This window comes from Bacillus sp. 5B6 (genome assembly GCF_000259405.1).
GTDB classification, from domain to species: Bacteria; Bacillota; Bacilli; order Bacillales; family Bacillaceae; genus Bacillus; species Bacillus velezensis.
Map to the genome: position 1 here is coordinate 3,308,689 of NZ_AJST01000001.1, position 24,408 is coordinate 3,333,096.

Here is a 24,408-nt window from a genome sequence, read left to right on the forward strand (position 1 = left end):
ATCAGCTGCCTCCTGCTTGGGATTCGACTCTACTTCATCTTATGGGCAGGGACAAGCTAATATGACTTCCTTTTGGACAGAATCTTTATTCCATTTTTCACGCGAAAAACGTATTCTTTTTTGGAAATCAGAGCATAATAATGATGATAAACCATAAAAAAACAGTATGCCAGATTGACATACTGTTTTTACAGCCATTATGCGTTTAGGTCAGTTACGACTTCTTTGCTTTCTTGTTCAGCAGCCGTTTCATCAACGACACGCTCGATGTCAGCGCCGAGAGCCGCAAGTTTTTGATGGAAATTCACATAACCGCGATCCAAGTGCTTCAGTTCCGTGACACGTGTATGACCTTCAGCCACTAATCCCGCAAGAATCAGCGCCGCGCCCGCACGCAGGTCCGTAGCGGCAACTTCTGCGCCTTGCAGCTGTACAGGACCGTTAATGATCACAGAACGTCCTTCAATTTTAATGTCGCCATTCATCCGGCGGAATTCTTCAGCATGCATAAAACGGTTTTCAAACACAGTTTCAGTAATCATGCTTGTTCCGCTCGCACGGAGAAGCAGCGCCATCATTTGCGACTGCATATCAGTCGGGAATCCTGGGTGAGGCATCGTTTTAATGTCGATCGGCTTCAGCTGGGCAGGACCGATGACACGAAGGCCTTCTCCTTCATCCGTAATTTTGACTCCCATTTCTTCCATCTTCGCAATTAAAGACGTAAGATGCTCAGGAACCGCACCTTTGACTAATACATTTCCTTCCGTGATCGCCGCAGCCACCATGAAAGTACCCGCTTCAATACGGTCAGGAATGATGTTGTGTCTTACGCCGTGAAGCTTCTCGACACCTTCAATTTTAATGGTGCCTGTGCCGGCTCCGCGGATTTTTCCGCCCATCGCATTGATATAGTTCGCTAAGTCAACGATTTCAGGCTCTTTTGCCACGTTTTCAAGCGTTGTTGTTCCTTCAGCTAAAGCAGCTGCCATAATCAAGTTTTCTGTCGCACCCACACTTGGGAAATCTAAATAGATTTTTGCGCCCTGCAGACGGCCTTCCACTTCTGCTTCAATAAAGCCGTTGCCTACTTTGATTTTTGCACCCATTGCTTCAAAGCCTTTTAAATGCTGATCAATCGGTCTTGAGCCGATTGCGCAGCCGCCCGGAAGCGCTACTCTTGAATGACCCGTACGGGCTAACAGAGGGCCCATAACGAGCACTGACGCGCGCATTTTGCGCACATATTCAAAAGGTGCTTCTGTTTCTAAAGCGTAAGAAGCGTTTACGGTAACTTCATTATTCTCAAAATGCACATCTGCTCCTAAATGACGCAACACTTCATTAATTGTATATACATCGGAGAGCGTAGGTACATCACATATTACGCTTTTTTCTTCACTTGCTAATAAAGATGCAGCGATAACTGGTAAAACGGCATTTTTTGCTCCTTCAACTTTCACTGTGCCGTTTAACTTCTGACCGCCGCGGACGATGATTTTTTCCAAGGTATTCCCCTCCGCGTCCCTATATTCTCTATATTAATATTCAGTCGTCACGATTGGTGTGCCAACCGTAACGGTATGTTTTTCGCCCATTCCCGCACTTCTAAGCGCAACTTGCACATTCATCTTATGTTTCGATGTCATGATGTAATCTGTCCACTTATATGTAAATGCAGAAACAGAAACGAAATGAGGCTCAACTACATGTTCAACTGGACTTGCTTCAAATTCTTTCATGAGCTGTTCTGCTTTTTTTTGCAAAACAATACTCATATTATCATTTAAATGACCCTTTAGACAAGTAAAAATAAATACTTTATTTTGAAATATGTCATGTGCCTGCCGTTCAAACTGTTCATATGTATCATTCCAGTTTTCCGGTTGCTCCGGGCTCATTTGCTCATATAATAAATACGAAGTTGGGTTCTGGTTTTTGAGGGTAGTGACGAGCTGCAGTTTAAAAGTTGTGTGATTTTTTTTGTCAGAATACGTGCCGACGGCCTTTACGATTTTATCTTCCCGCGCGGATTCCCAATGATATTGCGGATACTGCGTCTTCAGTTCTTTTACCTTGTCATCAAATTCACTCAGTGACAGGTTCAGATTTTTTTTCGCATGAAGCGTCCATTCATCTACAGTGACCTGCTGCCGCTCCATTCCTTCGGCAATCTGGGCAAGCGGAGACAGCTCACTTGCATGAATGGAATGAAATACCGCTATTAAGGCGCTTAAAAAAACAAAAAACAAGATGATGCGGCCTGCTCTTTTTTTCTTCATATCGATCTCTCCCCCTTACTCCCATTTTTACCGGAGCCGGGGAAAGCAATACATGGAAAACTTCGTCAAAACTCGCCAAGCGGGTGAAGAAAAATTGGTTTCTCACCCAGCGATTCCCTTCATTTCAACAGACGAAACATCTTAAAATAAGTATGGAAGCTGTTTCGAATAGGTAAGATAATCTAAAAAGAAGTCAGCGACTGCCGTACCGATCGCAATGGTAAGAAGAATGATCAGCAGCCTCGCCTGCACTATTTTTCCTTTTCGGATCAGCGGATCAAAGTTGACGGCCTGAAGCGCCCACCATGTCACCGCAATGCATACCAGGTGAACCAGGATGCTGATTGCGGCCTGCTGCCCCAATACATTCACAAATCCCATCTCCTTTCATTTTTTCCGTCCCTCATATCCTCTCTTATTATATAAGAAGAAGAGAGAAAGATGATCATTTTTACATCAGAATTTTTATCCAAAATTAGGGGCAATCCCCGCTTAAATGTCCGTTCTCCGGCATGATATACTTTTTTGGAAAGGAGATGGGAATATGAATCATTCCTTTTTTCATCCGGAAAAGCAGTATGGAGAAACACTTCCCGTATTTGACCACGAGTGGGAAGCGATAGCATTCTACTATGATTATAGACAGTCTCAAACAGAGGAACTGAAAGAATTATGTCAGTTTTTCAACATTTCTCTTGATTATTCACGCGGCAGCCTGCTGGAAGTGGAAGCTCTTTACTTCCGCAGCATACAAGAGCTGCTTTTGGCGGATTGGAACCTGCCGATTGACGAATTTGAGAAAATGCTCAGTGTGTATGTCATCGATTGCGCCATCAGACACCATGACGATGCCGAATGGGTCGTCAAACCTTATCCGTATACGGACGGCGCTTATACGACGGGTGTGCGGAGAGGAAACAAAACGTGGCACACCGACAACTGCTGCGAACATTTATATCTTCAAAAAGAAGAGGATCATCCGCTTATCGGCGTCTATGAATCTCTTATACGTTAATATAGAAAAAGAATCCTTCTCAGACAGCCGAGAAGGATTCTTTTTTAGTTTCCTGCAACATCCAATCTGTTTACAGCCCGCTGTAGCGCAAGCTCAGCCCGACGAATGTCAGTATCATCTGATCGTTTGTTCAAACGGTCTTCCGCCCGCTTTTTCGCAGCAAGGGCGCGCTCTTTATCAATGCTTTCCGCTGTTTCAGCGGCTTGTGCAAGGATAGTGACCTGATCAGGACGGACTTCTAAAAATCCGCCGCTGACAGCCGCCAATTCGGTCTGCCCGTCTTTTTTAAGGCGGACAGCGCCGATTTTAAGCGGAGCCACGGTCGGAATATGGCCAGGCAAGATACCGAGATCACCGCTCTCGGCTCTTACACTTACCATTTCAATATCAGCATCATATACTGGGCCGTCGGGAGTAACGATATTGACTTTAACGGTCTTCATGCTTTTACCCTCCTAGGACCAGATTAAACTTCTACACCCATCTCTTTTGCATTCTCAATGACTTCTTCAATGCGTCCCACAAGACGGAATGCATCTTCCGGAAGATGGTCATATTTACCGGAAAGGATTTCTTTAAAGCCTCGTACCGTTTCTTTAACAGGCACGTAAGAACCCTTTTGTCCCGTAAACTGCTCAGCTACGTGGAAGTTTTGAGAAAGGAAGAACTGGATACGGCGTGCGCGGTGAACGACAAGCTTGTCTTCTTCACCTAATTCGTCCATACCGAGAATCGCGATAATATCCTGAAGTTCTTTGTAACGCTGAAGCGTTGACTGGACTTCACGCGCCACCGCATAATGCTCTTCTCCGACAATTTCCGGAGCAAGCGCGCGGGAAGTGGAAGCCAGCGGATCAACCGCAGGGTAGATACCCATTTCAGTTAATTTACGCTCAAGGTTAGTCGTTGCATCCAAGTGAGCGAACGTTGTCGCCGGAGCCGGGTCAGTGTAGTCATCGGCAGGCACGTAGATCGCCTGGATAGATGTAACTGAACCAACGTTTGTAGACGTAATACGCTCTTGAAGCTGACCCATTTCTGTCGCAAGCGTCGGCTGATAACCAACCGCAGAAGGCATACGGCCGAGAAGCGCAGAAACCTCTGAACCCGCTTGTGTGAAACGGAAAATGTTATCGATAAAGAACAGTACGTCCTGTCCTTGTTTATCACGGAAATGCTCAGCCATTGTAAGACCCGTCAGTGCTACACGCATACGTGCGCCCGGCGGCTCGTTCATTTGTCCGAAGACCATGGCTGTTTTCTTAATAACGCCTGAATCGCTCATTTCGTAGAAAAGGTCGTTCCCTTCACGAGTACGCTCTCCTACACCGGCGAATACGGAAATACCGCCGTGCTCTTGCGCGATGTTGTTGATTAATTCCTGGATTAATACGGTTTTACCTACGCCGGCGCCGCCGAACAATCCGATTTTACCGCCCTTGATGTAAGGAGCGAGCAGGTCAACAACCTTAATTCCCGTTTCAAGAATTTCAACCTCAGTTGAAAGCTCATCGAATGAAGGAGCTGATCTGTGGATCGGGTCCTTTTGAGCATCCGCAGGCAGCGGTTCATTTAAATCAATTTTATCTCCCAGTACGTTAAATACGCGTCCGAGAGTCACATCACCGACAGGAACGGAAATCGGCGCACCTGTATCAACAGCTTCCATTCCGCGCTGAATTCCGTCCGTAGATGCCATGGCAATTGTACGGACTGTATCATCGCCTAAATGAAGAGCAACCTCTAGCGTTAGGTCGATGCCTACTTCATTTTCGCCTGTAGCTGGCTGTGAAACTTTAATCGCATTATAAATCGCAGGCAAGTGGCCGTCCTCGAAACGTACGTCGACAACCGGTCCAAGCACCTGACTTACGCGTCCTTTCTTCATCGCTATCCCTCCTGACAAAATCTTTCTATTCTAAAGCGGCTGCACCGCCGACAATTTCGGTAATTTCTTGTGTAATCGCCGCTTGACGCGCGCGGTTATATGAAAGCGAAAGTGAATCAATGAGTTCTTTCGCATTATCAGTCGCATTTTTCATTGCTGTCATTCTCGCAGCGTGTTCACTTGCTTTACTGTCAAGAAGCGCGCCGTAAATTAAGCTTTCCGCATATTGAGGAAGCAGCACTTCGAGCACCTCTTCTTCATCCGGTTCGAACTCGTAAGAAGCCGTGCGCTTCCCGCCGCTCGTTCCGAAATCCGTTAAAGGCAGCACTTTTTTCTCCGTCACTTCCTGTGAAATCGCACTGACGAAATGGTTATACACCAAATGCAGTTCATCAAAAGCGCCGTCGATAAACATTTGAACCGTCTGACGGGTCAAATCTTTAATCTGAGCAAAAGTGACCTCGTCGCCAAGCCCCACTAACTCAGACAAAATCGGCATCTCCCGTTTTTTGAAGAAATCGCGGCCGACTCTGCCGATTGCAATCACCGTGTATTCATCTTTAGACTGATGGCGTTCTTGAATGGTGCGGTAAGCGTTTCGCAAAACCGAACTGTTAAACGCACCCGCAAGCCCGCGGTCAGACGTAATGACGAGATACGCCGTCTTTTTCACTTCTCTTGAGACAAGCATCGGGTGTTTCGCGTTTTTCGCGCCTTTTCCGACGTTAAACACAACCTCCTGGATCTTATCCATATACGGAGCAAATGACTTTGCGTTGGTTTCCGCACGGTTCAGCTTCGCAGCGGATACCATCTGCATGGCTTTTGTAATCTGGCTTGTTTTTTTCGTTGACGTGATCCTTGACTTAATATCGCGTAATGAGGCCAAAGATTTCACCACCTTTATTCTTCATTTGCGTAAAAAGAGAGAAAAAGAGAACCTTTTTCTCTCATCTTCTAAGGGTTAGTTGCTTGGTGCAAATGTGCGTTTGAAGCCTTCGATTGCAGCTTTGAAGTCTTCATCAGCAGGAAGGTTTCCTGTTTTCGCAATGCCGTCAAGCAGATCTTTATGGTTTTGATCAAGGTACATGTAGTACTCTTCTTCAAAACGTCTGATATCCGCAACCGGAATATCATCAAGATATCCTTTTGTCAGCGCATAAAGAATGGCTACCTGTTTTTCAACCGGAAGCGGTTTATTCAAGTCTTGTTTCAGCACTTCAACTGTACGCGCACCGCGGTTCAGTTTCGCCTGAGTCGCCTGGTCAAGATCAGATCCGAATTGGGCGAACGCTTCAAGTTCACGGTATGAAGCCAGGTCAAGACGCAATGTTCCAGCTACCTTTTTCATCGCTTTGATTTGGGCTGATCCGCCGACACGGGATACGGATAATCCGGCATTGATCGCAGGACGCACGCCTGAGAAGAATAGGTCGGATTGAAGGAAAATCTGTCCGTCAGTAATGGAAATGACGTTTGTCGGGATATAAGCGGAGATATCTCCTGCTTGTGTTTCGACGAACGGCAGCGCCGTAATTGATCCTGCGCCTTTAGCGTCACTCAGCTTGGCTGCGCGCTCAAGCAGACGGGAGTGAAGATAGAATACATCCCCAGGGAATGCTTCACGGCCCGGCGGACGGCGAAGAAGCAATGACAGCTCACGGTAAGCGGCCGCTTGTTTGGATAAATCATCATATACGACGAGAACGTGCTTGCCGTTGTACATGAATTCTTCACCCATTGTCACCCCTGCATACGGTGCAAGGTAAAGAAGCGGAGCCGGCTGTGAAGCGGACGCCGTCACGACAATCGTGTAATCAAGCGCGCCATGCTTACGAAGTGTTTCCACCACGCCGCGCACTGTAGATTCTTTTTGACCGATCGCTACGTACACACAGATCATGTCTTGATCTTTTTGGTTTAAGATTGTATCAATCGCAACAGATGTTTTACCTGTCTGACGGTCACCGATAATCAGCTCACGCTGTCCGCGGCCGATCGGAATTAACGCGTCGATCGCTTTGATACCTGTTTGCAGCGGCTCATGAACCGATTTACGGTCCATTACGCCTGGAGCCTGGCTTTCGATCGGACGTGTTTTGCTTGTCAGAATCGGACCCAGTCCGTCTACCGGCTGTCCGAGCGGGTTGACGATACGTCCGATTAATTCTTCACCTACAGGAACTTCCATGATGCGGCCCGTTCTTTTGACCTCATCACCTTCACGGATATCTCTGTAAGGTCCTAAGATAACGATACCTACGTTGGATTCTTCAAGGTTTTGAGCCATACCCAAAACGCCGTTTGAAAACTCAACAAGTTCACCGGCCATACAATTGTCAAGGCCGTGCACACGCGCAATACCGTCTCCGACTTGGATGACTGTACCTACGTCATGAACTTCAATTTCAGATTGGTAATTTTGAATTTGCTGCTTTATCAGCGTGCTAATCTCTTCAGCTTTGATGCTCACTTAGGTTTCACCCCTTCTATCGATTTCCTCCGGCAAGTTGACGTTCCATGCGCTCAAGCTTTCCGCTCACGCTTCCGTCATAAATCCGGTTTCCAATGCGGACTTTAATGCCGCCTATTAAATCCGTCTGCACTTCATTTCTGATTCTGAGCGAAGCGATTCCGGCTTTTTTTGCAAACACTTGAGACAATGATAACATTTCCGCTTCTGACAGCGGTTTTACTGAATAAACAACCGCGTCCTCTGTCTGACGGGCCTGATTGGCAAGTTTGATAAACTCGTCTGTGAGATCAGGCACAATCGAAGACCGACGGCGGTCAATCAGAAGAAAAATCGTATGCAGCACAGACTCAGACAGTGCGCCGAACGATTGCTGAATCAGCTCTTTTTTCTTAGCGGCCGATACCTTCGGATGGCTTAACACTTCCTGTAATCCGGCTTCGTTCCGGAACACTTCTTTTAGTACGGTAAGCTCTTCTTCGATTTCATTGATTTGAGAAGTCTCAACGGCAATGTCGAAAAGCGCAGACGCGTATCGTTTAGAGACAGCAGATCCACTCATCGGCTTTCTCCTACCTCTTTAAGATAGTCCTGAATCAGTTGTTCCTGGGCTTGTTCATCAAGCTCTTTTTCAATCACTTTCGATGCGATTAAGACAGAAAGTGATGCGACTTGCTCGCGAAGTGCGGAAACCGCTTGTTCTTTTTCTTTGACAATTTCGGTTCTCGCCGCTTCTTTCAATCTTTCAGACTCGGCGCGTGCAGCTTGGATAATGTCTTCCTTCTGCTTTTCACCCAGTTTTTTCGCATTTTCAATGAGTGATTGTGATTCCTGTTTCGCTTCTTTTAAAAGAACGCGCTGCTCTTCAATCAGCTTCTGCGCTTCTTTATTTCTTTCTTCAGCGGACGTAATTTCGCCGGCGATATGATCTTCACGCTGTTTCATTATATTTAATAGCGGTCCAAGAGCGAATTTCTTGAGAAGCGCTAATAAAACTAACATAGCTAACAATTGGAATAGGATATCTCCGCCGTTAAACGACAGTCCTAATTCAAGAGGTAATTGAGACATCTACTACGGCAACTCCCTTCTGCAGGTTTTCTCTTCTGATAAAAAGCCGTTTCGGGACGGCTTGCTTATCAGACATAAAGCAATGGCGAAGGTTCTCTTAGAGTGATCTTCGCCATTTTTAGTTCATATAAGGCTTTTTTGCTTAGCCAAAGAACGCTAAGAACGCGATAACGACAGCGATAATCGGAAGGGCCTCAACCAATGCGATACCCATGAACATAAGAGTTCTAAGTTCTTTTCCTGCTTCCGGCTGACGGGCAATTCCCTCTACCGTACGTGAAACGATCAGACCGTTACCAATACCTGCACCAAGTGCACCTAAACCGATTGCAATTGCAGCTGCTATTAAATTCATGAAAAAGTTCCTCCTTTAAAATGTTATCCGAATGGATATATGATTTTAATGATCATGACTGATTTTGTGTGACATGTACACCATCGTCAGCATCGTAAAGATAAATGCCTGGATGGTACCGATGAACAAGCTGAACGCCTGCCATGCAAGCATCGGAAGAATGGCTCCGACTGTGCCGACCAAACCGAGAAAGAAGCTGTTTGAGTAGAAATTCGTCGCCAGATTCGCAAGCAGGCCAAGAAGAATTTCCCCGGCGAAAATGTTACCGTAAAGACGAAGTCCGAGTGTCAGCGTATTCGCAAACTCCTCAATGATCTTCATCGGGAACATAAGCGGAACCGGTCTGAGGTAATCCTTAGAGTATTCCTTCAAACCTTTCATCTTCACGCCGTAATAGTGCGTTAACGACACAACCATAACGGCTAGAGTCAGAGTAATAGCCGGATCGGCCGTCGGTGATTTCCACCAAAGCTCGTGTCCGACCGTTACAGAAAACGGCAGCCCCAGCATATTTGATACAAATATGTACATCAGCAAGGTTACACCAAGCGCCAAGAAGTTAGCCCCTGTTTTTAAATCCATTGTACTGCCTATAATATTGCGGACAAAATCAACAATCCATTCCATGAAGTTCTGGGCTTTTCCTGGACGGATGGACAGCGTTCTCGTAGTGAGAATCGCAATCAGCAGCACAATCACACTTGCCACAGTAATCATCAGAATGTTTGTCAGATTAAAAGTAAGACCAAACAAATCCATAGTTCTGTAATCGTGATTCAATGGGTTTTCACCTCTCTTCCATTGATGAACGTTTGAGCTGAATAATGGAATCTATCATAATGACGGGATAAATTGTCATTAATCCAATAATTACACTTGCCACACTGACTTTATCGGGATATTTAAAGGCGACAGCCATCGCAAGTATCGCATTGCACCAACGCGCTGCGCTCCCGAGTGATCGTATGGACTTTCCTTTCGCCACGGCCTTGTCAAAAGCATTCATTCTTCTGGTCAAGAGCCACAAATTAAACAAACTGAAAACAGTTCCCAAAAAGAGGCCTAGAAAAACAGTTTTATACGCCGTAAGACCATATCCCAGCAAATAGATTGCTAAGATCACAAATACATATCTCCGTTGTCTGCTGAATGTAAAATTGGGATCGTCCATCAACTATCTGTCTCCTGATGAAAATGTAATATAATTCCTGGATACGGCAAAACATGCGGTTAACCCTTTGCAGAAGGCCTTTTTTTGTCCCGCAAAACGGCCTGTTCGAAAAAACCACTCATCCTCCTGATGCCACGGGATGCTGTTTCATTCGCTTAGATAAATCCTCATATAACGGGTTTTTTGGAGGATTTAAAATGAGGATGGATACTAGAAATGAAAGGAATGAAAACCTTCTCATAATACCCTCGTTTAGCATACAATAGCCCCTAACATGTGTCAATCTGTTTAAAGTTAAAAAACTTTTTATACCGAAAGCATACACAGAATGTTCACAAATTCACCTATAAATGTATGAAGTCTGCCCATTCAGCAAATATCTGGATAAAAAAAGAAAACCCCCTGAATGAGGTTTTCCGATTTATTTGGTTCCGTACAGTCTGTCACCCGCGTCACCGAGGCCCGGAACGATATAGCCTTTTTCATTCAGTTTTTCATCAAGGGCGGCGATATAAATATCAACGTCAGAGTGATGTTTCTGCAGCTCTTCCACGCCTTCCGGAGCCGCTACAAGACACATAAAACGAATGTTTCTCGCGCCGCGCTTTTTCAGGCTGTTTATCGCTTCCACCGCAGAACCTCCCGTAGCAAGCATCGGATCCACGACAATAAATTCGCGTTCTTCTACATCAGAAGGAAGCTTGACATAGTATTCCACCGGTTTTAAGGTTTCCGGATCACGGTATAATCCGACATGTCCCACTTTAGCGGCCGGGATTAATTTCAGCATGCCGTCAACCATTCCGAGACCCGCTCTCAGGATCGGCACGATACCGAGTTTCTTCCCTGAAATCACTTTGGATGTCGCTGTTTGAACAGGTGTTTTCACTTCCACTTCTTTAAGAGGAAGATCACGTGTAATTTCAAACGCCATCAGTGACGCGACTTCGTCCACAAGGTCTCTGAAATCCTTTGTGCCTGTATTTTCATTCCGAATATATGTCAGCTTATGCTGGATTAAAGGATGATCAAATACGTAAACCTTTCCCATACTGTGTTCAGCTCCTTTTTTGTTGTCCGAGTGACTTTTTCACACTTCTATTGATTCTACAGAAAAAGACAAACAGTTTCAAGAAAATCATAAAAAAACCCGCCGGATTAAGGTTCCGGCGGGTTTCTTCCTTATTAATAGTCCAGTTCTTTATATAAAGGAAACTTTTCAGTCAAGGCAGATACGCGCTGTCTCGCTTCTTCAAGTTTTGCTTCGTCTTCATGATTTTTCAGTGCGAGGCCGATGATGGCGCCGACTTCTTCAAGCGCGTCACCGTCAAAGCCGCGGCTTGTCACAGCTGCCGTACCGAGACGGATTCCGCTTGTGACGAACGGTTTTTCCGGATCGTAAGGGATCGCGTTTTTATTAGATGTAATGCCGATTTCATCAAGAACGTGTTCAGCGACTTTTCCGGTCAGACCGAGAGAACGGAGGTCGACAAGCACAAGGTGGTTATCCGTTCCGCCTGATACGAGCTGAATGCCCTCTTTGTTCAGAGACTCAGCCAGGCGCTTCGCGTTCGAGATGACGTTTTGCGCATACGTTTTGAAATCATCTTCAAGCACTTCTCCGAAAGAAACGGCTTTGGCCGCGATGACATGCATAAGCGGTCCGCCTTGGATTCCCGGGAAAATGGATTTATCAATCTTTTTGCCGAACTCTTCACGGCAAAGGATCATTCCTCCGCGGGGGCCGCGAAGTGTTTTGTGAGTCGTTGTCGTTACAAAGTCAGCGTAAGGAACCGGATTCGGATGAAGACCGGCTGCGACAAGACCCGCGATATGCGCCATGTCTACCATGAAGTAAGCGCCGACTTCATCAGCGATTTCGCGGAATTTTTTAAAGTCGATCGTGCGGGGGTACGCGCTCGCTCCGGCAACGATGAGTTTCGGCTTATGCGCCAGCGCTTTTTCACGCACATCTTCATAATCTATATATTGCGTGTCTTTATCGACACCGTATTCTACAAAGTTGTATTGAACGCCGCTGAAATTAACCGGGCTTCCGTGTGTTAAGTGGCCGCCGTGGGAGAGGTTCATCCCGAGCACCGTGTCGCCGTGCTCTAAAATCGTGAAGTAAACAGCCATGTTCGCTTGAGCGCCTGAGTGCGGCTGAACGTTTACATGCTCAGCTCCGAAAATCTCTTTCGCGCGGTCGCGGGCGATGTCCTCAACGACATCAACATGCTCACAGCCGCCGTAGTAGCGTTTGCCGGGGTAGCCTTCAGCATATTTGTTTGTTAAAACAGAGCCTTGTGCTTCCATTACCGCTTCCGTCACGAAGTTTTCAGAAGCAATTAATTCGATCTTAGTCTGTTGACGCTTACGCTCATCTTTGATGGCATTAAACACTTGTTTGTCTTGTACAGGTAAATGTTTCATCAGCGAGATCCTCTCCTATCCGTTTCCTGTTCTTTATTTTTACCACCCTTATTGTACATGGTTTTTCAGGTGAATGTAACAGCTTATTTAAAAAAATCACAAAATTTAATTAGAAAACACGAACATTATACAGGAAAAGTATTTTCATCATTCGCATTCATAAACGGCGCGAATTCCGCCTATCAGCTTCGGTCTTGTCCGGGCCATCGTCACATGTGCTTCTCCAAGCTCACGGCTTGATATCCGGACAGGGACGGCAACGGGTTTCAGATGCATGCCGATGAACGTATCACCGATGTCAATCCCGGCGTCAGCCTGAATCGATTCGGCGAGCACGGGAGAACGCATCTGCCGGTATGCATAAGAGGCCATCGCTCCGCCCGCTTTCGGGACGGGGACGGCTGAAACAATGGGGAGCCTGAACCGCTCGGCCGTTTCCGCTTCAATGACAAGCGCCCTGTTTAAATGCTCGCAGCATTGAAAAGCAAGATGCACACCCGTTTTTTCCTTAAACCGGTTAAGTCCGCCGTATATCAATTCAGCCCAATCCCCGCTTCCGGCGGTGCCGATCCGGCTTCCGGCGGCTTCACTTGTACTGCACCCGATCACCAGCAGACTGCCGTCCGTCAGTCCTGCCTGCTCTTGAAACTCAGTCAGCATGTCCGTCCATTTTTGCTTCATCTCTTCCATTGTCCAGCACCTCTTACAGATTTTTTTCTTCGTAATCTGCGATTTTGCCGATCCGCCGTTCGTGGCGGCCGCCCGTAAATTCAGTCGTCAGCCAGACTTTTGCGATTTCGCGCGCCAGCCCCGGGCCGATGACGCGTTCGCCCATCGCAAGAACATTCGTGTCATTGTGTTCACGCGTCGCTTTTGCGCTGAAGGTGTCATGGGCAAGCGCACAGCGTATGCCCTTTACCTTATTTGCGGAGATGCTCATGCCGATGCCTGTGCCGCAAATTAAAATTCCCCTGTCAGCTTCCCCGTTCACCACTTTTTCCGCTACCGGAAAAGCGTAGTCTGAATAATCGACAGAGCCGGCGCCGCATTCACAGCCCATATCAATGTATTCAATCTGCAATTCATCCAAAAGACTTTTTATTTCTTCGCGGATATGGACGCCGCCGTGATCTGACGCAATAGCTACTTTCATTCATTTACCTCCTAGGTGTGGCTGGGCGAAGACAGCCCAGTGTGCTTGTCCTTTTTATTACGAAATCCGTTGATTTCATTCTACTCTTTCACATTCGTTTTGCAAATGACCTGTTTGCAGATTTTCTGACAGATTACTTGCTTTTTCCGTCAAGCAATTGATCAGCCAAAAGGGTCAGCAGCTCCTCCAGTTCGTCCCGCGTCTGTTTATAAACATCAAGCGGACCGCCGAACGGGTCAGAGATATCGCCGCTTTCCCCCGTTACGTATTCTTTAATGGTAAAGACTTTGCCCTGACTGTTTTGATATCGGCCTTCAATCAGCTGTTTGTGCTGTTCCGTCATCGCCAGCACCAGATCAGCCGTCTCGATATGTTCTTCCGATAAGGGAGATGAACTGTGATTGAGAGCGATCCGTTTTTCAAACAGCGCTTCTACGGCATGGGCCGACGCTTTTCCGTGCGGAGACGCGAATACGCCGGCCGAGCTTACGCTGACATCCAGCCCTTTCGTTTCTGCAATGGATTTAAAAAGAGCCTCAGCCATGGGACTGCGGCACGTATTGCCTGTACATACAAAGATTATTTTCATGTCCGTCACCTCTTACTGCCTATTATAAATGAAGAAAAAAGAAACGGCATCTTCGTTTCTTTTTTTACGTATCTTATATCGGTAAAAGCAGTTTCAGCCCGAATCCGATCAAAATGGCTCCGCCAAGCGCTTCGCTGTAGGAGCCGAGCCACGACTGCACCTTTCTTCCCGCCAAAAGGCCCGCCCATGTTAAAACGGTGCTGAAGACCCCGAACAGCGTAACGGCCAGAAACGGATTGGAGCCGTTCATCCCGAGACTGAGCCCGACAGAAAAGCTGTCCAGACTGACACCGACCGCAAACAGCAACAGTCCCGATCCTGCCGGAGATATGAGCGGCCCGTCTGATTGTTTAAACGCGGCGATGATCATCTGCACCCCTAAAATGAAAAGAAGAGATCCGCCGATGTAAACGGCGAGCGTCCCCAAAAAACCGGACAGCAGATGCCCGGCCGCCATTCCCACAAGCGGCATCATGACATGAAACAGCCCGATGACAACCCCTATATGAAAAATCTGTTTTTTCTTCAGCTGAATCATTCCCATTCCGAGCCCGACGGAAAAGGCATCCGTCCCCAAAGCAAATGCCATGATGCTTAAGGAGACAAGTTCCCCGATGAATAGATTCGACATGAAATAAAAACCCCCTTGGACGTGCCCGCTTGTTTAGCTTATGCATGTCCGATAAGGGGTAGAACAAGTTAATGGATAACGGTGCCGCCTGCGGCTTTCATCAGCCTGTTCATCACGGCGAGCCCCACTCCGGTATCCGGAAAGGACTCAGAAATAATCATGTCCACTTCCGCTTCATCAAAGCTGCGGAGCGCATCGTATAAGGCGGATGCCACTGTTTCAAGGTCGGCGCGTCTGCCGCAGACCTTGATATAATCAGCCTGGTAACTATCGGCGTTCTCTTCTGTTGTCAAAATGCCGATTCGTTTTCCCCGGCTTTTATATACGTCTGCCAGTTCTTGAATTCTCCGGGCGCCGCCGTCGGCAATAGCCATCGGCGCAGAAGGCGCGTAATGTGTATATTTCATACCCGGAGAAATAGGAACCTCATCTTCTTCGGTCAGCCCTTTATCCACAAGAACCGGACCGGCGGCGGATTCAATCTGCTCTTTTGTCACGCCGCCCGGACGAAGCAGCACGGGCTGTTTCCCCGTACAGGACAGAACGGTTGATTCCACGCCGATTCCCGTCGCGCCGCCGTCCACAATACCGGCAATGCGGCCGTTTAAATCATGAGCTACATGCTCGGCCTTCGTCGGGCTCGGTTTCCCTGATAAATTGGCGCTCGGCGCGGCGATCGGCAGTCCGGCCGAGCTGATGAGGGCTAATGCCACCGGATGATCAGGCATTCTGACCGCTACCGTCTCAAGTCCCGCGGTGACACGGGGTGACAGCACACCGGGCTTACACGGCAGAACAAGGGTCAGCGCCCCCGGCCAGAATAGCTTCATAAGCTTTTTCGCCGTCTCAGGAATATGGCTGATAAAACGATCAAGCTGGCTGATATGGGATATATGCACAATCAGCGGGTTATCGCTCGGCCTTCCTTTCGCCTCATATATTTTGGTTACGGCTTCCGTATTTTCAGCGTTAGCGCCCAGTCCGTAAACGGTTTCTGTCGGAAAAGCCACAACCTCATTCTGCCGGAGCAATTCCGCGGCTTGTGTAATCTGGGGATCGGTTGTGGATAATTCGCGCGAACAATCCACAAACCATCTTTTTGTTTTCATGTATAACCAAACTCCTTATTTTAAAGCGGTAAAACTTTATTTTCTCTCGTGTATTCCTTTTGAAAGTATAAAAGATGTCCTTTAATAAAACAAGTGTTATCCACAAACTGTGGACAACACTTTTTAATAAGTGGATAACCTTGTGTATAAGTTAGATCAGGCAGAGGTTTTCACCATTAAAAACGAACCTTCTGTGCATAACGAGTTGCGGAAATGTTCGGACGTATACAGTTCATCAGGTGCATCGGCGCACGCTTCAAATCCCATCACATTCAGAAACTCAGCAGATGAGGGCTGATTGGCGACTAAGTAGACATCTTGAATCTCATGTTTTTTGCACAGCACATCCATACTTTGAAACAGTGTAACGATATGGCTTTGATTCAGCCTGTCCGACATGACGAGTGAACGGAGAAGCCCTTTTCCGCCGCTGAATTTTTCGATCCCGAGACAGGCGGCAATCTTTTTTTCACTGTCTTCCAGCACGATAAAACGGCTGATCTGCTGATCGATTTCCGCATGTGCCGTATCAGCCTTTTTCAAAAAGGCCTCCAGCGCCTCCGTATCTTGATCTCTTGCCACTCTCAGCTGATAAAACATATATTTCCCTCCGTTTCGATCAACTCTTTCTTCCAATCTATGAATCGAATCCGGATTTATGCCTTTTGCTTCAGGAAAATAGATCTGAAATCCAATCGACGAGGAAAAACTTCACTTCTGTATCATCGTCATCTTTATTTTCTTTCTTCGCTTTATCAGCCTTTGCTTTTACGTCATCCAGCACTTTTTTAGTCTGTTTCTGCGTTTCTTCCTGCTTCTGTCCGCCGTCTTCCTGATCTTTCACCGCTTCGCCGTTTGAGAAATCAAGGAAGCACAGCGGCGGAAACAAGACGCACCACCAGTTGGCGCCCTCGCCATTGCCGAGTGTAATTAAAATCGCTTCATATTTTCCGGCCGGATAGACCATATTGCCGTAGAGCTTTGTCGGAAACGAGATTTTATTGAATTGAACTGAAACGGATTGATGCGCACCCTTTTCTTTCATTGTTTGTTTGACGATTTCTTTAATTTCAGGAAGCTTCGAACGAATGAGCCGCCGCGCTTCTTCAATGGAAGTGATATCTTTCACCCAGTCCGTGATTTGCTTGTTTACAGCATCTCTGATCTGGCGCTTGAGCTTTTGATCCTCATCGTTATCACTGTTGGCCAAAATCCTGAGCCGGATCGCTTCATCCGGTATGACAACGGGCTCATTGGCTGATGCCCGCGCCGTTTCTTCTTTTGTCAAACCCGCAAGCGCTCCTGATAATAAAAGAAAAATATATATGCAGATCATCATGGTCTGTTTCATCGGTCCCCACCGTTCCTCTCCGTGCTTTTTTTATCTAGTCCCATTATGGACATGACGGAAAAGGTTTAAACCGGCGGAAAGAAAAAAATCTAGCAAGCTGATAATCTGCATTGACAGATTCAAAATATGGTACGATATTATTTTGATAGGAGGTTTTCAGATGAAATATAATTACACCGTGCTGCTGTCGGCGGCATGTATGTCTGTCATTTATTCTATTTTGTATGTTCATCAATTCATTATCGCGGCTTTCATTTCGATGGCGTTTTATTTTTTGTTTCCTTATTTGATTTTTGCGCTGCCGCTTCAATACTTTCTGAATAAAAAGCCGAAGAGATTTCATCCGCTGTATCTTCTTTATTATTTAGGGGTGTCATTCATTGCAAACGGGATCATCTTCGGTCTTTTGCAGCCGTCAGGCCAATCTCTGTTTTCTAATTCAGCCTTTTATATCTTTGCGATTTTAACAGCCGTCGTCTATTGGGTATGGGATTCCGTATTGCTGCAAAGACAAAATCCGGCTACAGAAGCGTAATCAGCAGACAGCCGGCTGAAGGGAGAGCGGCGCAAAAGAAAACGGCGGCCATCTTTAAACGGGCGTGCCGTCCTTCTTCTGTTTCAGAATGATAATTGGCCCGCTGCTCCGCTCCGCTTACGGCCAACCCGGAAACGATGATCGCTGTGACGATAAGAACAGCCGTAACGGCGCCGAAAATGATGTCAAAGCCAAACGGCAGAACAAATCCCGCCGCATAAGCTGCGGCGGCGAGTATACATCCGAAGGCGAACGCTTTTTTCAAGGCGGATGCCCCTTTCATTTTCTTTCCATTGTAACAAAAGCCCGCCATGTGCGTCACCGGCGGGCTTTTTTCATGATGTGATGATCGCGGATACGGTTCTGTCTTTTCCGTTGATGTCCTGTACGACTTCCACTTCCGCATTTGGAAAGGAATGACGGAACAGGTCTTTCACGGCTTTTCCCTGATTATATCCGATTTCAAAGACGACAAGCGCTTTATCTTTCATGACAAGAGGCAGCTCCTCCATAAACCGCTTGTAGAATTTCAAACCGTCACCGCCGTCCGTAAGTGCATGAAGCGGCTCATGGAAACGGACGATATCCGACAAATCCGCCATTTCTTCTTCAGAAATATACGGCGGATTGGAAACAATAATATCCGCTTTTTTCCCTGATGAAATAAAAGGAGTTAACAGATCTCCCTGCAAAAAACAGACGTCCGCTCCGAGGTTCTGGGCATTTCTTTCCGCCACCTGCAGCGCTTCTTTTGAAATATCCGAAGCCGATACTGAAAAATGTCCGCATTCAAGCGCGAGCGTCACCGCAATGGCTCCGCTCCCCGTACCGATATCAATGACGTTCAGGCGTTCTGCCTCGGAAAATACCCGCTTCTGTCTGTCCAGCAGATGAAAGACGACTTCTTCCGTTTCCGGACGCGGAATGAGAACATCGTCATTCACAAAAAATTCCCTGCCGTAAAACTGTTCTTTCCCGATAATATATTGAATCGGAATACCTTCTTTATGCATCTCCACGTGCCGTCTGAATCGATAAAGCTCGTCCTCGCCGACGGGCTCCTGCAGACTTGCGAGAAGTTTGCTCCGATCCATTCCGGTATCATTTAACAACAGCAGCTCGGCCGCGTTTTTTTCTCTTCCCGCTTCGGTTAAATAAGAAGAAGCCCAGCTTAGGGCTTCAAAAACGGTCTTCATCTTAATTTTCCGCCTGCTGGAGCTTGCTTGACTGGTCTTCTACGATTAACGCTTCAACCACTTCATCAAGCTTGCCTTCCAGGATTTGATCCAGCTTTTGAATCGTCAGGCCGATGCGGTGATCCGTCACACGGTTTTGCGGGAAATTGTATGTGCGGATACGCTCGGAACGGTCGCCTGAACCGACGGCTGATTTACGGGTCTGATCATATTCAGCCTGAGCTTCCTGCTGGAATTTGTCATAGATTCTGGCGCGGAGCACCTTCATCGCTTTTTCTTTGTTTTTAATCTGGGATTTTTCATCCTGACAGGATACGACGACACCGGTCGGTAAATGCGTCAGGCGTACGGCCGACATCGTCGTGTTTACGCTTTGTCCGCCCGGTCCGCTTGATGCGAATGTATCGACGCGGATGTCTTTTTCGTGGATGTCCACTTCTACTTCTTCCGCTTCAGGAAGACACGCCACCGTCGCCGTGGATGTATGAATACGGCCGCCTGATTCCGTTTCCGGAACACGCTGTACGCGGTGCGCGCCATTTTCATACTTCAGCTTGGAGTATGCGCCTTTTCCCGTAATCATAAAGATGATTTCTTTGTAACCGCCCGTTCCGGTCACGTTTGCTTCCATGACTTCAGTCTTCCAGCCTTGGATTTCGGCATAACGGGAGTACATTCTGTAGAGATTTCCCGCAAACAGCGCGGCTTCTTCTCCTCCCGCTGCTCCGCGGATCTCCATGATTACGTTTTTGTCATCGTTCGGGTCTTTCGGGATGAGGAGCACTTTCAAACGCTCTGATAAGGTTTCCGTCTCTCCCTGCAGTTCGGAGATTTCTTCCTTCACCATTTCTCTCATATCGGCATCAAGCTTTTCCTCAAGCATCGCTTTCGCATCGGCAAGCTGTTCTGATGCGTCTCTGTATTGTCTATAGACTTCAACGGTTTCTTGTATATCAGATTGCTCTTTCGAATATTCTCTAAGCTTTTTCGGATCGTTGACCACTTCCGGATCACTTAAAAGCTCATTTAATTTTTCGTATCGTTGTTCAATTGACTGTAAACGGTCTAACACGGTCTTCACCTCTGTTTTCCTGTGCGTAACATTCTCATTATAGTATAGGGCTTATCGCCAGTCAAAAGCAATTCGCCTCTGTTATACTGAAGCAAAAAAGGAGGGGCGGATATGCTGAAATCCATCCACCATATAGCAATCATATGCTCTGATTATGAAAAGTCGAAAGCTTTTTACACCGAGATTCTCGGTTTCGGCATTATAAAAGAAACATACCGAAAGGATCGCGGATCTTATAAACTTGATCTGGCGCTGGACGGCGCGTATGCGATTGAATTGTTTTCCTTTCCCGATCCGCCCGAACGGCCGACCAGACCGGAAGCCGCGGGTCTCCGGCATCTCGCTTTCACCGTAAACGATCTTGAAGCAGCCGTCAGGGAGTTAAAAGAAAAGGGCGTCGGCACAGAACCGATCAGAACCGATCCGCTGACGGGGAAACGGTTTACCTTTTTCTTCGATCCCGACAAGCTTCCGCTTGAATTGTATGAAGCGTAACTTTTTTTGAAGAAATGCCGCTTTCTTTGGCGAATTCCTTCTTGTTTTGTCTAACATGAAGGGAACGCCGCCTCATGGTCGAATACCTAGCAAAAAGGAGGTATGTGATCATGAATACAAACATGGCCGCGAAAGAGCTCGGTGTCTCCGCAAAAACGGTGCAAAGGTGGGTCAAGCAGCTGAATCTTCCGGCTGAACGGAATGAGCTCGGACATTATTCCTTTACACCTGAGGATCTTGATGTGCTGAAATCGGTCAAACGGCAAATTTCTGAAGGCACTGCCCTTCTGGACGTTCAAGTGCCCCGGCAGCCGAAAAAACGGACGGGCTTCATTTTGCAGCGTCCGAAAATCAATGGCGGCGCTGAACAAAGATTGGCAGAGCTGGAGCGCAAACTGGACATTCTCACGAAAGAGAAACAAGGTGAGAACCATCTGCTTTCAAGGATAGAGGAGCTTGAACGCCAGCTGAAACAAAAGGCGGATGAAGGGGTGTCTTATCAGCTTCTTCAGCACAGGCGGGAAATTGACGACCTCAATACCGAATTGCAGACATTGGCCTCCCGCATCCAGGAACTTTCCCAGACAGCTCCCCTCTCAGAAACAGCCGCTTCTTCAGAACATAAGAAACCCAGAAAAAAAACGAGATTTTCGCCTTTTAAATTTCAATTCTAATCAAAAAAGCTCCCTGAAACAGGGAGCTTTTCATTATGCAGTCAGCGCAATGATGATCGGCAGTGAGATGAGAGATAAAATCGCACTGATCACGAACGCGGACGCAGTTTCTTCCTCTTGTTTTTCGAAACGTGTGGCAATCATCGCCGCTACCGCAGATCCAGGGAATGCAACGAGCAATACCGCTTTTGTGATCTGGTCAGCCGAAAGTCCGACTGCAAGAGCGATTAAGTACATCAGCGCAGGCTGAACGGCAACTTTTAACAAAGCGATACCGAAAGCCGGCAGACTGAGCTTAATGCTGCGGATACCGACAGTTACACCGACAGCGAAGAGCGCGACACCCGATGTTGTGCTTCCGAGCTGATCAAGCATTTTTTCTCCCAAAGCAGGGAGTGTTACACCACAGAGTACCAAGATGATACTGATAAGCGGTGCAGCCGCAAGCGGTTCGGAAAGACCGTGAAGAATAGACTTACCAGTCATTTTCCAGAAGTTCTCGTTTTCAGTGTCTTTTTTCTTAGATGACTCACCGACAGTAGCGATAATGATCGCAAGCGGGTCAAGGATGGCGTTAACCACGATACCCGTAACGGCGATAGGAATCGCTACTTCGCTTGCTCCGAATAAACTTCCTAGTACGGGAATACCCATAAAAGCAAATGTCGGCTGTGCAGAGTTTAAAGAAAATACAGATGAATTCGTTAAATCATACTTGAAGATAAATTTGCAAACCAACAGAATGACGATATAGAATCCGACAATCCCAATGATCAAAGCGACCATCAAAGGAACCTGTGATAAAAACGCACTTCTTGAAGTGGTTAAAATACTTGCGATAAAATGCGCCGGAAGCGCGTACTTCGTAACTAAGGTGCTTACCCCTTTTGCTGACTTCGCGTCATAACTTCCGAAGCGACCTGCGAACCATCCCAGCACGATCACGAAAAAGATCGGCGCCAGGAGGATTAAAATATCTAAGAAGCTCAAAATATTCTCCTCCAAATCCTTAATGTCCGTATACTTTAGCCTTTACATAAAAGCTTTCCCTCGGACTGTAAAATTAATCGTAAAAATTATTTAGCGACAACTTGTTTATATTGCGGTTTCCACATTGCATCAAGAACGGCTTGTTCTACATTTTCAGGAATGCGGTTTGCCACGCCTTCTTTAATTGCAGTTTCCGCTACGGCGATCGCAACTTTAATTGAAACTTCTTGTAAGTCGCTCATGCTCGGCAGAAGGCCTGCACCCGGTGTTTCAAAATCAACGCTTTCTGCGATTGCGTCAGCAGTTGCCGCAAACATTGCAGGAGTAATCACTTTCGCTTCTACAACGATTGAACCGAGACCAAGTCCAGGGAACGCGAATGCGTTGTTAGATTGTCCGATTTCATGAGAAACGCCATTGTACTCTACATTGTCAAACGGGCTTCCTGTCGCCACAAGCACTTTGCCGTCAGTCCATTTGAAAAGATCGCTAGGAACGGCTTCAGCAAGCGGTGTCGGGTTAGACATCGGCATGATGACCGGACGCTCAACGTGTTTTGCCATTTCTTTGACGATTTCTTCACTGAACGCGCCGCTTTGGCCTGATGTACCGATTAAGATTGTCGGTTTCGCTTGACGGATCACTTCAATGAAAGGAATTTGTCCATTTTCATCGCGTTTCCAATCTTTAATTTCTTCAGCTGTGCGCAGGTACGGCTCTTGGAAATCAAGAATGTTTTCCATACCTTCAATTAACAAGCCTCTGTAGTCCATTGTGTAGAACGCTTTGTTGGCTTCTTCTTCAGAAAGACCGGCAAGCACCATAGTGTCGCGGATTTGGTCAGCGATTCCGATTCCGGCAGATCCCGCACCGAAGACAACCACACGCTGGTCTTTAATAGACGCGCCTGTTTTCTTCATAGCCGCAAGCACACCTGCAAGCGTAATCGCACCTGTTCCTTGAATGTCATCGTTGAATGTAAGAATTTCATGGTTGTATTTCTTCATGATATTGCGCGCGTTTTTGTTTCCAAGGTCTTCCCAGTGAAGAAGAGCTTTAGGGAAATATTTAAGCGCAGCTTTTACATAAGCGTCAACGAAAGCTTCGTAACGTTCGCCTTGGATACGTTCATGACGGTTACCGATGTATAAAGGATCGTTCAGAAGTTTTTCATTGTTCGTACCGACGTCAAGAACGACAGGAATAACACGGCTTGGGTCAATACCGGCAGCAGCTGTGTATACCGCTAATTTACCGATGGCGATGTTGATACCGCCTACACCCCAGTCACCGATTCCGAGGATGCTTTCTGAGTCTGTCGCAACGATCAGATCAATATCTCCGGCAGTGGCATGAAGGTTTTCAAATGCCTCTTCGATTCCTTCCACGTTGTCGATAGAAAGGTAAATCCCTTGAGGTCTTCTGTACTCATGGCTGTATTCTTGAATCGCTTCACCGACAGTCGGTGTGTAAACAACCGGCAGCATTTCACGAAGATGGTTTTGAAGCAATTTAAAGAAAAGAACTTCGTTTCGGTTTTGCAAATCATTCAAATACACGTTTTGGCGAAGGCGGTCCGGCTGAGCTTGAAACTGCTCGTATGCGCGTTTTGCCTGCTCATCAAGAGACAGAATTGTCGGAGGAAGCAGCCCGTCTAATCCAAGGCTTTTTCTTTCTTCTGCTGAAAACGCAACACCTTTATTTAAAGTAGGGATAGATAGAACTTCTTTTCCTCTTAAAGTAGTTTCTAAGTTGCCTTCCTTCGTTACTTTAATATTATTCAAGAAAATCTCCTTCTTTCTTCAAATAGTTAACAAAGTTAAGTAATTACCCATTTTGGCTAGTGTGATCGCGATCTGCTATATCTTTTTTTGACAATTATTCGAACAATGTCTCATAACTATTTACATTACTTAGTCATTTTA

At 46.7% G+C, this 24,408-nt stretch carries 30 protein-coding genes; 4 read left to right on the top strand and 26 right to left on the bottom strand.

The annotated features are described in order from the left end of the window. Positions 1–197: 197 nt before the first annotated feature. From murA to MY7_RS15830, 3 genes are all read right to left on the bottom strand, one after another. Positions 198–1,508 carry a UDP-N-acetylglucosamine 1-carboxyvinyltransferase gene (gene murA, locus MY7_RS15820; protein WP_007614362.1) on the bottom strand — a complete coding sequence of 437 codons (1,311 nt, stop codon included), beginning with the start codon at positions 1,506–1,508 and terminating at the stop codon, positions 198–200. Between the two features lie 33 nt (positions 1,509–1,541). Then, positions 1,542–2,282 carry a YwmB family TATA-box binding protein gene (locus MY7_RS15825; RefSeq protein WP_007614364.1) on the bottom strand — a complete coding sequence of 247 codons (741 nt, stop codon included), beginning with the start codon at positions 2,280–2,282 and terminating at the stop codon, positions 1,542–1,544. Between the two features lie 141 nt (positions 2,283–2,423). Beyond that, positions 2,424–2,654: a DUF1146 family protein gene (locus MY7_RS15830; protein ID WP_007614366.1), complete on the bottom strand. Its 231-nt coding sequence runs from the start codon at positions 2,652–2,654 to the stop codon at positions 2,424–2,426. 172 nt (positions 2,655–2,826) lie between these two features. Between MY7_RS15830 and MY7_RS15835 the strand changes: the two genes are divergently transcribed. Beyond that, positions 2,827–3,297: a hypothetical protein gene (locus MY7_RS15835; RefSeq protein ID WP_029325728.1), complete on the top strand. Its 471-nt coding sequence runs from the start codon at positions 2,827–2,829 to the stop codon at positions 3,295–3,297. Positions 3,298–3,341: 44 nt separating this feature from the next. Here the strand turns inward: MY7_RS15835 and MY7_RS15840 are convergent, their stop codons facing one another. The 18 genes from MY7_RS15840 to spoIIR all read right to left on the bottom strand — a co-directional run bounded on the left by MY7_RS15840 (position 3,342) and on the right by spoIIR (position 17,521). Next, positions 3,342–3,740, bottom strand: coding sequence for a F0F1 ATP synthase subunit epsilon (locus MY7_RS15840; protein WP_003151176.1), 399 nt, complete (start codon positions 3,738–3,740; stop codon positions 3,342–3,344). Between the two features lie 23 nt (positions 3,741–3,763). Then, positions 3,764–5,185, bottom strand: coding sequence for a F0F1 ATP synthase subunit beta (gene atpD / locus MY7_RS15845; protein ID WP_003151173.1), 1,422 nt, complete (start codon positions 5,183–5,185; stop codon positions 3,764–3,766). A gap of 25 nt (positions 5,186–5,210) precedes the next feature. Continuing rightward, positions 5,211–6,074, bottom strand: coding sequence for an ATP synthase F1 subunit gamma (gene atpG / locus MY7_RS15850; protein ID WP_003151172.1), 864 nt, complete (start codon positions 6,072–6,074; stop codon positions 5,211–5,213). A 75-nt stretch (positions 6,075–6,149) separates the two neighbouring features. Continuing rightward, the gene (gene atpA, locus MY7_RS15855; protein WP_003151170.1) at positions 6,150–7,658 is read right to left on the bottom strand and encodes a F0F1 ATP synthase subunit alpha; all 1,509 of its coding nucleotides are present in this window, start codon (positions 7,656–7,658) and stop codon (positions 6,150–6,152) included. A 16-nt stretch (positions 7,659–7,674) separates the two neighbouring features. Beyond that, a complete protein-coding gene (locus MY7_RS15860; protein ID WP_003151169.1) occupies positions 7,675–8,220 on the bottom strand; it encodes a F0F1 ATP synthase subunit delta in 546 nt (181 codons plus the stop codon). After that, complete coding sequence (atpF, locus tag MY7_RS15865) at positions 8,217–8,729, bottom strand: F0F1 ATP synthase subunit B (RefSeq protein WP_003151168.1); 513 nt, start codon at positions 8,727–8,729, stop codon at positions 8,217–8,219. The genes MY7_RS15860 and atpF overlap by 4 nt, the downstream gene beginning before the upstream one ends. 142 nt (positions 8,730–8,871) lie before the next feature. Beyond that, positions 8,872–9,084 (bottom strand): F0F1 ATP synthase subunit C, encoded by a 213-nt coding sequence (atpE, locus tag MY7_RS15870; protein ID WP_003151167.1) that lies wholly within the window; start codon positions 9,082–9,084, stop codon positions 8,872–8,874. A 45-nt stretch (positions 9,085–9,129) separates the two neighbouring features. Beyond that, positions 9,130–9,864 carry a F0F1 ATP synthase subunit A gene (gene atpB / locus MY7_RS15875; protein WP_029325729.1) on the bottom strand — a complete coding sequence of 245 codons (735 nt, stop codon included), beginning with the start codon at positions 9,862–9,864 and terminating at the stop codon, positions 9,130–9,132. Positions 9,865–9,871: 7 nt separating this feature from the next. Next, the gene (atpI, locus tag MY7_RS15880; protein ID WP_029325730.1) at positions 9,872–10,255 is read right to left on the bottom strand and encodes an ATP synthase subunit I; all 384 of its coding nucleotides are present in this window, start codon (positions 10,253–10,255) and stop codon (positions 9,872–9,874) included. A 421-nt stretch (positions 10,256–10,676) separates the two neighbouring features. Further along, positions 10,677–11,306 carry a uracil phosphoribosyltransferase gene (gene upp / locus MY7_RS15885; protein WP_003151154.1) on the bottom strand — a complete coding sequence of 210 codons (630 nt, stop codon included), beginning with the start codon at positions 11,304–11,306 and terminating at the stop codon, positions 10,677–10,679. Between the two features lie 134 nt (positions 11,307–11,440). Then, positions 11,441–12,688 (bottom strand): serine hydroxymethyltransferase, encoded by a 1,248-nt coding sequence (gene glyA / locus MY7_RS15890; RefSeq protein WP_007614376.1) that lies wholly within the window; start codon positions 12,686–12,688, stop codon positions 11,441–11,443. Positions 12,689–12,835: 147 nt separating this feature from the next. Beyond that, complete coding sequence (locus MY7_RS15895) at positions 12,836–13,378, bottom strand: TIGR01440 family protein (protein ID WP_007407598.1); 543 nt, start codon at positions 13,376–13,378, stop codon at positions 12,836–12,838. 13 nt (positions 13,379–13,391) lie between these two features. After that, a complete protein-coding gene (rpiB, locus tag MY7_RS15900) occupies positions 13,392–13,841 on the bottom strand; it encodes a ribose 5-phosphate isomerase B (protein ID WP_003151149.1) in 450 nt (149 codons plus the stop codon). A gap of 133 nt (positions 13,842–13,974) precedes the next feature. Continuing rightward, positions 13,975–14,430: a low molecular weight protein arginine phosphatase gene (locus tag MY7_RS15905; RefSeq protein WP_029325731.1), complete on the bottom strand. Its 456-nt coding sequence runs from the start codon at positions 14,428–14,430 to the stop codon at positions 13,975–13,977. A gap of 73 nt (positions 14,431–14,503) precedes the next feature. Further along, a complete protein-coding gene (locus MY7_RS15910; RefSeq protein WP_007614380.1) occupies positions 14,504–15,061 on the bottom strand; it encodes a manganese efflux pump MntP in 558 nt (185 codons plus the stop codon). A gap of 68 nt (positions 15,062–15,129) precedes the next feature. After that, positions 15,130–16,170 carry an L-threonylcarbamoyladenylate synthase gene (locus tag MY7_RS15915; RefSeq protein ID WP_007614381.1) on the bottom strand — a complete coding sequence of 347 codons (1,041 nt, stop codon included), beginning with the start codon at positions 16,168–16,170 and terminating at the stop codon, positions 15,130–15,132. 156 nt (positions 16,171–16,326) lie between these two features. Further along, on the bottom strand, positions 16,327–16,770 hold the full coding sequence (locus tag MY7_RS15920) for a hypothetical protein (protein WP_007614382.1): 444 nt from the start codon (positions 16,768–16,770) through the stop codon (positions 16,327–16,329). A 70-nt stretch (positions 16,771–16,840) separates the two neighbouring features. Further along, on the bottom strand, positions 16,841–17,521 hold the full coding sequence (spoIIR, locus tag MY7_RS15925; protein WP_007614383.1) for a stage II sporulation protein R: 681 nt from the start codon (positions 17,519–17,521) through the stop codon (positions 16,841–16,843). Positions 17,522–17,681: 160 nt separating this feature from the next. Here spoIIR and MY7_RS15930 point away from each other — a divergent pair, with 160 nt between their 5' ends. Further along, positions 17,682–18,056, top strand: a complete 375-nt coding sequence (locus MY7_RS15930) for a UPF0715 family protein (protein ID WP_007614384.1) — start codon at positions 17,682–17,684, stop codon at positions 18,054–18,056. Here MY7_RS15930 and MY7_RS15935 read toward each other — a convergent pair. The 3 genes from MY7_RS15935 to prfA form a co-directional block, all read right to left on the bottom strand. Then, positions 18,043–18,321 (bottom strand): DUF5316 family protein, encoded by a 279-nt coding sequence (locus MY7_RS15935; RefSeq protein WP_029325732.1) that lies wholly within the window; start codon positions 18,319–18,321, stop codon positions 18,043–18,045. The genes MY7_RS15930 and MY7_RS15935 overlap by 14 nt on opposite strands. A gap of 70 nt (positions 18,322–18,391) precedes the next feature. Further along, the gene (prmC, locus tag MY7_RS15940) at positions 18,392–19,252 is read right to left on the bottom strand and encodes a peptide chain release factor N(5)-glutamine methyltransferase (RefSeq protein ID WP_007614386.1); all 861 of its coding nucleotides are present in this window, start codon (positions 19,250–19,252) and stop codon (positions 18,392–18,394) included. Position 19,253: 1 nt separating this feature from the next. Further along, positions 19,254–20,324, bottom strand: coding sequence for a peptide chain release factor 1 (prfA, locus tag MY7_RS15945; protein ID WP_003151139.1), 1,071 nt, complete (start codon positions 20,322–20,324; stop codon positions 19,254–19,256). Positions 20,325–20,435: 111 nt separating this feature from the next. Here prfA and gloA2 point away from each other — a divergent pair, with 111 nt between their 5' ends. Together gloA2 and racA are read left to right on the top strand one after the other, a co-directional pair. Beyond that, complete coding sequence (gloA2, locus tag MY7_RS15950) at positions 20,436–20,819, top strand: SMU1112c/YaeR family gloxylase I-like metalloprotein (RefSeq protein WP_007614387.1); 384 nt, start codon at positions 20,436–20,438, stop codon at positions 20,817–20,819. 110 nt (positions 20,820–20,929) lie between these two features. Beyond that, positions 20,930–21,493 carry a chromosome-anchoring protein RacA gene (gene racA / locus MY7_RS15955; protein ID WP_029325733.1) on the top strand — a complete coding sequence of 188 codons (564 nt, stop codon included), beginning with the start codon at positions 20,930–20,932 and terminating at the stop codon, positions 21,491–21,493. A 33-nt stretch (positions 21,494–21,526) separates the two neighbouring features. On the opposite strand, the gene MY7_RS15960 is transcribed toward racA, so the two are convergent. Both MY7_RS15960 and malS read right to left on the bottom strand, forming a co-directional pair. Then, the gene (locus tag MY7_RS15960; protein ID WP_029325734.1) at positions 21,527–22,483 is read right to left on the bottom strand and encodes an AEC family transporter; all 957 of its coding nucleotides are present in this window, start codon (positions 22,481–22,483) and stop codon (positions 21,527–21,529) included. A gap of 86 nt (positions 22,484–22,569) precedes the next feature. Then, on the bottom strand, positions 22,570–24,267 hold the full coding sequence (gene malS / locus MY7_RS15965) for an oxaloacetate-decarboxylating malate dehydrogenase (RefSeq protein WP_007407609.1): 1,698 nt from the start codon (positions 24,265–24,267) through the stop codon (positions 22,570–22,572). Between the last annotated feature and the right edge of the window lie 141 nt (positions 24,268–24,408).

Bases quoted from the DNA above. Each gene is read 5' to 3' on its own strand.
- gloA2 (WP_007614387.1), top strand. From the start codon at position 20,436: ATGCTGAAATCCATCCACCATATAGCAATCATATGCTCTGATTATGAA.
- MY7_RS15910 (WP_007614380.1), bottom strand. From the start codon at position 15,061: ATGTCGAATCTATTCATCGGGGAACTTGTCTCCTTAAGCATCATGGCA.
- MY7_RS15915 (WP_007614381.1), bottom strand. From the start codon at position 16,170: ATGAAAACAAAAAGATGGTTTGTGGATTGTTCGCGCGAATTATCCACA.
- glyA (WP_007614376.1), bottom strand. From the start codon at position 12,688: ATGAAACATTTACCTGTACAAGACAAACAAGTGTTTAATGCCATCAAA.
- MY7_RS15895 (WP_007407598.1), bottom strand. From the start codon at position 13,378: ATGGAAGAGATGAAGCAAAAATGGACGGACATGCTGACTGAGTTTCAA.
- MY7_RS15840 (WP_003151176.1), bottom strand. From the start codon at position 3,740: ATGAAGACCGTTAAAGTCAATATCGTTACTCCCGACGGCCCAGTATAT.
- upp (WP_003151154.1), bottom strand. From the start codon at position 11,306: ATGGGAAAGGTTTACGTATTTGATCATCCTTTAATCCAGCATAAGCTG.
- MY7_RS15825 (WP_007614364.1), bottom strand. From the start codon at position 2,282: ATGAAGAAAAAAAGAGCAGGCCGCATCATCTTGTTTTTTGTTTTTTTA.
- racA (WP_029325733.1), top strand. From the start codon at position 20,930: ATGAATACAAACATGGCCGCGAAAGAGCTCGGTGTCTCCGCAAAAACG.
- MY7_RS15905 (WP_029325731.1), bottom strand. From the start codon at position 14,430: ATGAAAATAATCTTTGTATGTACAGGCAATACGTGCCGCAGTCCCATG.
- MY7_RS15835 (WP_029325728.1), top strand. From the start codon at position 2,827: ATGAATCATTCCTTTTTTCATCCGGAAAAGCAGTATGGAGAAACACTT.
- MY7_RS15860 (WP_003151169.1), bottom strand. From the start codon at position 8,220: ATGAGTGGATCTGCTGTCTCTAAACGATACGCGTCTGCGCTTTTCGAC.
- MY7_RS15930 (WP_007614384.1), top strand. From the start codon at position 17,682: ATGAAATATAATTACACCGTGCTGCTGTCGGCGGCATGTATGTCTGTC.
- spoIIR (WP_007614383.1), bottom strand. From the start codon at position 17,521: ATGAAACAGACCATGATGATCTGCATATATATTTTTCTTTTATTATCA.
- atpE (WP_003151167.1), bottom strand. From the start codon at position 9,084: ATGAATTTAATAGCAGCTGCAATTGCAATCGGTTTAGGTGCACTTGGT.
- atpI (WP_029325730.1), bottom strand. From the start codon at position 10,255: ATGGACGATCCCAATTTTACATTCAGCAGACAACGGAGATATGTATTT.
- rpiB (WP_003151149.1), bottom strand. From the start codon at position 13,841: ATGAAAGTAGCTATTGCGTCAGATCACGGCGGCGTCCATATCCGCGAA.
- atpD (WP_003151173.1), bottom strand. From the start codon at position 5,185: ATGAAGAAAGGACGCGTAAGTCAGGTGCTTGGACCGGTTGTCGACGTA.
- atpF (WP_003151168.1), bottom strand. From the start codon at position 8,729: ATGTCTCAATTACCTCTTGAATTAGGACTGTCGTTTAACGGCGGAGAT.
- prmC (WP_007614386.1), bottom strand. From the start codon at position 19,252: ATGAAGACCGTTTTTGAAGCCCTAAGCTGGGCTTCTTCTTATTTAACC.
- MY7_RS15920 (WP_007614382.1), bottom strand. From the start codon at position 16,770: ATGTTTTATCAGCTGAGAGTGGCAAGAGATCAAGATACGGAGGCGCTG.